The sequence below is a fragment of the Polynucleobacter sp. 35-46-11 genome, from assembly GCF_002281105.1.
In genome coordinates, this window is the sequence record NZ_NCFJ01000141.1 from 1 (window position 1) to 5,415 (window position 5,415).

General features: G+C 46.6%; 7 protein-coding genes. All 7 read right to left on the bottom strand.

All coding sequences use genetic code 11. The annotated features are described in order from the left end of the window. Positions 1-574 (bottom strand): DUF502 domain-containing protein (locus tag B7Y67_RS10190; RefSeq protein WP_293598549.1); only part of this gene is annotated, 574 nt, incomplete at its 3' end. Between the two features lie 64 nt (positions 575-638). After that, positions 639-2,225 (bottom strand): ubiquinone biosynthesis regulatory protein kinase UbiB, encoded by a 1,587-nt coding sequence (gene ubiB, locus B7Y67_RS10195; RefSeq protein ID WP_293598550.1) that lies wholly within the window; start codon positions 2,223-2,225, stop codon positions 639-641. 6 nt (positions 2,226-2,231) lie between these two features. Further along, on the bottom strand, positions 2,232-2,849 hold the full coding sequence (locus tag B7Y67_RS10200; RefSeq protein ID WP_293598551.1) for an SCP2 sterol-binding domain-containing protein: 618 nt from the start codon (positions 2,847-2,849) through the stop codon (positions 2,232-2,234). Positions 2,850-2,901: 52 nt separating this feature from the next. Next, the gene (locus tag B7Y67_RS10205; protein WP_215302107.1) at positions 2,902-3,813 is read right to left on the bottom strand and encodes a Tim44 domain-containing protein; all 912 of its coding nucleotides are present in this window, start codon (positions 3,811-3,813) and stop codon (positions 2,902-2,904) included. Positions 3,814-3,869: 56 nt separating this feature from the next. Beyond that, positions 3,870-4,613 carry a bifunctional demethylmenaquinone methyltransferase/2-methoxy-6-polyprenyl-1,4-benzoquinol methylase UbiE gene (gene ubiE / locus B7Y67_RS10210; RefSeq protein WP_293598552.1) on the bottom strand — a complete coding sequence of 248 codons (744 nt, stop codon included), beginning with the start codon at positions 4,611-4,613 and terminating at the stop codon, positions 3,870-3,872. Positions 4,614-4,639: 26 nt separating this feature from the next. Then, positions 4,640-5,029, bottom strand: a complete 390-nt coding sequence (locus tag B7Y67_RS10215) for a DUF971 domain-containing protein (protein ID WP_293598553.1) — start codon at positions 5,027-5,029, stop codon at positions 4,640-4,642. After that, positions 5,029-5,415 (bottom strand): DUF3400 domain-containing protein (locus tag B7Y67_RS10220; RefSeq protein ID WP_293598554.1); only part of this gene is annotated, 387 nt, incomplete at its 5' end. The genes B7Y67_RS10215 and B7Y67_RS10220, both read right to left, overlap by 1 nt.

Sequence of the window (5,415 nt, forward strand, 5' to 3'; positions counted from 1 at the left end):
TGAGCGCCGCTTCGACACTCATCTCTAATTCAATGGTGTTCGCACGAGGGACAATCATAAAAAATCCAGAAGTCGGATTTGGTGTGGTTGGTAAGAATACGTTGACATAGTCCTCACCCAACTTCGCAGCCACTTCTTTTGCTGGCATGCCAGTCTGAAATGCAATCGCCCAAGAATCTGCATGGGGATAGCGAATTAATAATGCTTTACTAAAAGCTTGGCCGCTACCAGAAAATAGTGTGGAGGAGACCTGCTGAACGCTGGAATAAATTGATCGCACAATAGGAATGCGATTCATGAACTGGTGCCATATCTTCAGCCACCATTGCCCTGCAAAACTAATTGCAAGTAATCCAGTAATCATGATGACTGCAACAACGATCAGAATGCCGACACCCGGCAACTCACGGAAATGCCGTAAATCTCCAGCAAACTGATTGGGGAAAATGGTGATAAGGGCTTGCATAACAGAGCCAAAAACACCGTCGAGCAGGCCCAAACCCCATGCAATCACCCAAATGGTGACTGACATTGGTGCCCACACCAGAATGCCTGCGATGAAGTATTTTTTCATTTGCCTATGCTTGAACTTTGCCTAACCTGGCATTTTAGCGGTTTAAGCGCCGGCAGGCGACAGACTAGTAAAGACCAAGGCCGATTATCAGAATCCCAGCCAAAAAACCGCCGGCAAATAGCAAAGCACCCGCCAAGAGGCGATGGGTACGTCTTTCCTGCAATAAAAGGCCTTTTAAGACCTCCAATTCAGCATTTGACTCTCTACGGGGGATGCGTGCCTGCGCCAAACTCTCCGCAATCAAACGCGGCAGGGTCGGCAAGATTTGCGCCCAACTTGGCGCCTCAGCCTTAATGCCGTCAACCAAAGCTCGCCAACCAAGCTGCTGACTGACCCATTTTTCCAAAATTGGCTTTGCAGTCTTCCAGAGGTCTAAGTCTGGATCAAGCTGACGCGCAAGACCTTCAACATTCAATAAGGTCTTCTGAAGCAAAGTGAGTTGCGGCTGAATTTCCACCTTAAATCGTCGGGAAGTTTGGAATAAACGCATCAGCACGATCCCCAAGGAAATTTCTTTCAGTGGGCGATCAAAGTAAGGCTCACAAACAGAACGCACCGCTCCCTCAAGTTCTTCAACACGCGTATTTGCCGGAACCCAACCGGACTCAATATGTAATTCAGCAACGCGACGGTAATCGCGATTAAAGAAGGCGAGGAAATTTAATGCCAAATAACTCTTATCAGACTGGCTCAGCGCGCCAACAATACCGAAATCCAAAGAAATAAATCTACCAAATGTTTCTGGCTCAAGACTGATCATGATGTTGCCAGGATGCATGTCCGCATGAAAGAAGCCATGCTCGAATACTTGGGTGAAAAATATTTCTACGCCATCAGCTGCAAGCTTTTTGAAGTCAACGCCAGCAGCACGTAAATCTGCTGTTCGTCCAATCGAGATGCCATCCATCCTCTCCATCACAATGACATTCGTATGACATAAATCCCAATACATCTCTGGAATCATCAGCTTCTTTGAATCGACAAAGTAGCGACGCAACTGACTTGCGTTTGCTGCTTCGCGCATCAGATCCAATTCATCATGCAAGTGGGTGTCAAACTCAGCAACATTTTCACGAGGCTTTAAGCGACGCCCATCCTCAGAGAGTCTCTCAATAATTTTTGCTAAGTCATAAAGCAAAGCAAGATCGCCATCAATGATTGGCAGAATGCCAGGGCGCAGAACTTTAATAGCAACTGCGCGACCCTCCCACTCTGGATGCTTCTCAGTTCCACGTAATAAGCCAAAGTGCACTTGGGCTACAGAGGCACTAGCCACGGGAGTTGCATCAAAACTAATGAATACCTCCTCGATGGATTGTCCAAGCGCCTGTTCAATGAGGCGGCAAGATTCTTCATTAGAAAAAGGCGGGACTTGATCCTGTAGTTTCGCCAACTCGTTGGCAATGTCTTCAGGCAATAAATCGCGACGCGTAGAAAGTACTTGCCCAAATTTCACGAAGATTGGACCCAACGCCTCCAGGGTCAAACGAATCCGCTCACCTCTAGGTAAAGATTGGCCTGGAGAGGTCCAACAAATGACGGTCAATATGCCACGACGAATACCAGGCTTCAGAATATCGCGCAGTAATGGCAACATGCCATAGCGCCATGCAGTAAAGAAAATAAAGGAAAGGCGGGCTAGACGACGCACAATGAATTAACCTTTTCGCTCTAAAATTTGGATGCGCTTTTCTATACGATCAACTGCATCACGCAAAGCGTTTAATTCATCTTTATGAATCATAAAATCTCGTTTATTCAAAAGCACTCTTCTTTCCTCGCTGACATACTCAATGACATTCTCAAGTAAGTCAGTCGCTGCAGCTTTCCCGGCAGAAACGAATTTCTTACCTTGGCGTACAGCAAAATTAGCAGGCGCATCCCCGATGAAGCGCGCCAGATCTTCTTCATACTCCCACCGAATTTGTCCTACCAAGCGACCTAATAATTGCGCTAGGTCAGCATCGCCAGTGATCTTGACGGACTTCATAGCCTGCTCTCGTAAATTACCTGAACCTCCAGCCAAAACGCTCAGCACCTCAGAAGAGACTTCCAACTCAAGAGATGGAGCATCAATATTGCTCACAGCAACCAAAGAGCCCTCGGGCGCTATCTCAAAACACAAGTTGCCGATTGGCAAACCCAGCAAAATTACTTTGCCAGCATGTCGAGCCAACTCTGCCATAGCCCATGGCTCGGCTTTAAGCACGTGATTAATGCCTTGAGAGGCAGCAGAAGCGGCAATGTGATGAGTTGCAGAAGAAGCGGTAGTCATAAGCGTAAAAAACCCGCACAAGTGCGGGCTTTCAAGGGAAAGTACCTCAAGCTTAAACTAACTGAGAAATACCCGCTAGTACCCAGCCTCCAGGACCGCTTACAGGCTTACTTAAGTTCCAGATTTCAGAAAAATTATTTGCTTGTGCGCCTGCTTGTTCACGAATCATGCCTGTGAACTGAACGCTGCAGTAATAAGTATTGTCTGCCGTTTCAATTCCCAATAACTGTGCATTGAGGGTAACTACATCAGTTTGGTTAGCACTATCAGCACGACCTGATAGGTCTTGCTCAATCGTTGCAAACATTTCAGGCGTGGTGTACTCACGCAAAGCAGCTAAATCACCCTGATCCCATGCTTTTTGCAGGGTGGAGAAATATTGCTTTGCATTATCCAAAAATGCGTATTCATCAAAACCGGGTGGCAAGGTGGATTGGAATGGCGCTGGCTCACTAGCAATACCGCCAAAAGCATTTGCAGCTGGTGTAAATGCAGGCTCATGCCTTGGTACCTGATCCATATTGGCACGCTGCATTCCCTGGGAAGCCACTTGAGGACCTTTATTAGCGCCCGATAAAGCAGGCATCATTCTTCTCATTACAAACATGATGGCAAAACCTGCTAAGGCTGCAATCAGCAATCCAGTAATCAAAGAAGCGGCGCCCTCACCCAAACCAAAATGAGATAAGAGGTAACCGATGCCCAATCCCGCAGCAAGCCCGCCGAGAATTCCACCCATGCCGCCAAAGCGACTAGGTGCCGGTGCTTTAGGAGCCGTGGCTGGTGTAGCTGGTTGAGCTTGTTGAGCTGGTTTTTGTGCAGGAGCTGCCTGTTTTTGCATTGGCGCACTTGGTGCCTTACCAATACTTCTACCGCCACCTAAACGAGCGGCATCAGCATGACCAACCGTGGCAAAAATTAAGCTGATACTTAATAAGGTTGCCTTGAAAAAATGCTTATTCATCTTTTAATCTCCTATGAAACTTCTTTAATTCTCGACTGCTAAAAACTACAAATTCACTAGTATTTAATACCAATATGGAGCGCAACGATACCCCCAGTCATCCTATGGGTATCCACCTCATCAAAACCGACCTGCAGCATCATTTCCTTGAGGGTTTGCGCATCTGGGTGCATCCGAATAGATTCAGCCAAATAACGGTAGCTCTCAGAATCCTGGGCAATTTTTTCACCCAACCAAGGTAAAACCTTGAATGAGTATGTGTCATAGACTGGCTGTAAAAAAGCATCTGGCTTAGAAAACTCCAGCACCAGAACTCGACCACCCGGCTTAATGACCCGCAACATCTCTGTCAAGGCAACATCTTTGTGAGTCATATTGCGCAAACCAAAGGCTACGGTCACCACGTCAAAATGATTATTGGGAAAAGGGATTTTCTCTGCATCAAACTGAACACAGGGCAAAGCCAAGCCTTGATCTAGAAGACGATCGCGACCAACTCCAAGCATGGAAGCATTAATGTCGCTTAACCACACTTGCGCCTCTGGGTTATGACCCCATCCTGCCGCACGTGCAAATGCCGCAGCCAAGTCACCTGTACCACCAGCGATATCTAAAACTTTTTGCCCAGGGCGAACTTGCGCACGAGCAATGGTGACTTTCTTCCACAAGCGATGAAGACCGAATGACATTAAGTCATTCATCACATCGTATTTACTAGCTACAGAGTGAAATACCTCTGCGACCTTACCTGCTTTTTCAGCCTCATCAACGCTTTGGTATCCAAAGTGAGTCTTACTCATATTCTTTGCTCTATCTAATGAAATACTCAATGACTACCGCAAGACTTGCCACCAGCAACGCCCATTGGAGCATCTCGGTCTAATCCAGCAGCAGCTAATTTATCTAAATGCTCTTTCCAAAGTGCTTCTTGGTTCTCGCACAAAAATTGCAAGTAATCCCATGAATACAAACCAGAATCATGGCCATCTGAAAAAGAAGGCTTCAAAGCGTAATGACCTACTGGCTCAATATTAGCGATGAGGACTTCACGTTTACCGGTTTGCAAAGTCTCCTGTCCAGGCCCGTGGCCTTGAACCTCAGCCGAGGGCGAAACTACTCTTAAGAACTCAAAAGGAAGGCGATAAGTATTGCCGTTCTCATAGGACAGCTCTAAAACTTTTGACTGCTGATGTACTACAACATTCGTTGGAATCATTAAACCAATACCCTTTCAATACCGCCTTGATTTGCCTTGGTCACATAATCCTGCATCCAATCAGGACCCAATAATTTTTGCGCCATTTCAACTACGATGTAATCAGCAGTCGTATCACTATCCGCATCAAAGCGGGTAAGGCCTTGTAGGCAAGAAGGGCAGCTTGTTAGCACTTTGACATCGCCAGTGAAATCATCTTTACGTAATTCATTGGCAGCTTTCTCCATCTCGATCTGCTTACGGAAACGGACCTGAGTTGAAATATCGGGGCGAGTCACAGCAAGCGTTCCAGACTCACCGCAGCAGCGATCATTCTTCTGAATAGCTTTGCCATCTTCGAGCTGAATCAACTCATTCACTGTCTTGAGTGGATCCTGCAACTTCAT

Coding starts and splice junctions, on each gene's coding strand:
- B7Y67_RS10215 (WP_293598553.1), bottom strand. CDS start 5,029: ATGATTCCAACGAATGTTGTAGTACATCAGCAGTCAAAAGTTTTAGAG.
- B7Y67_RS10200 (WP_293598551.1), bottom strand. CDS start 2,849: ATGACTACCGCTTCTTCTGCAACTCATCACATTGCCGCTTCTGCTGCC.
- ubiE (WP_293598552.1), bottom strand. CDS start 4,613: ATGAGTAAGACTCACTTTGGATACCAAAGCGTTGATGAGGCTGAAAAA.
- B7Y67_RS10205 (WP_215302107.1), bottom strand. CDS start 3,813: ATGAATAAGCATTTTTTCAAGGCAACCTTATTAAGTATCAGCTTAATT.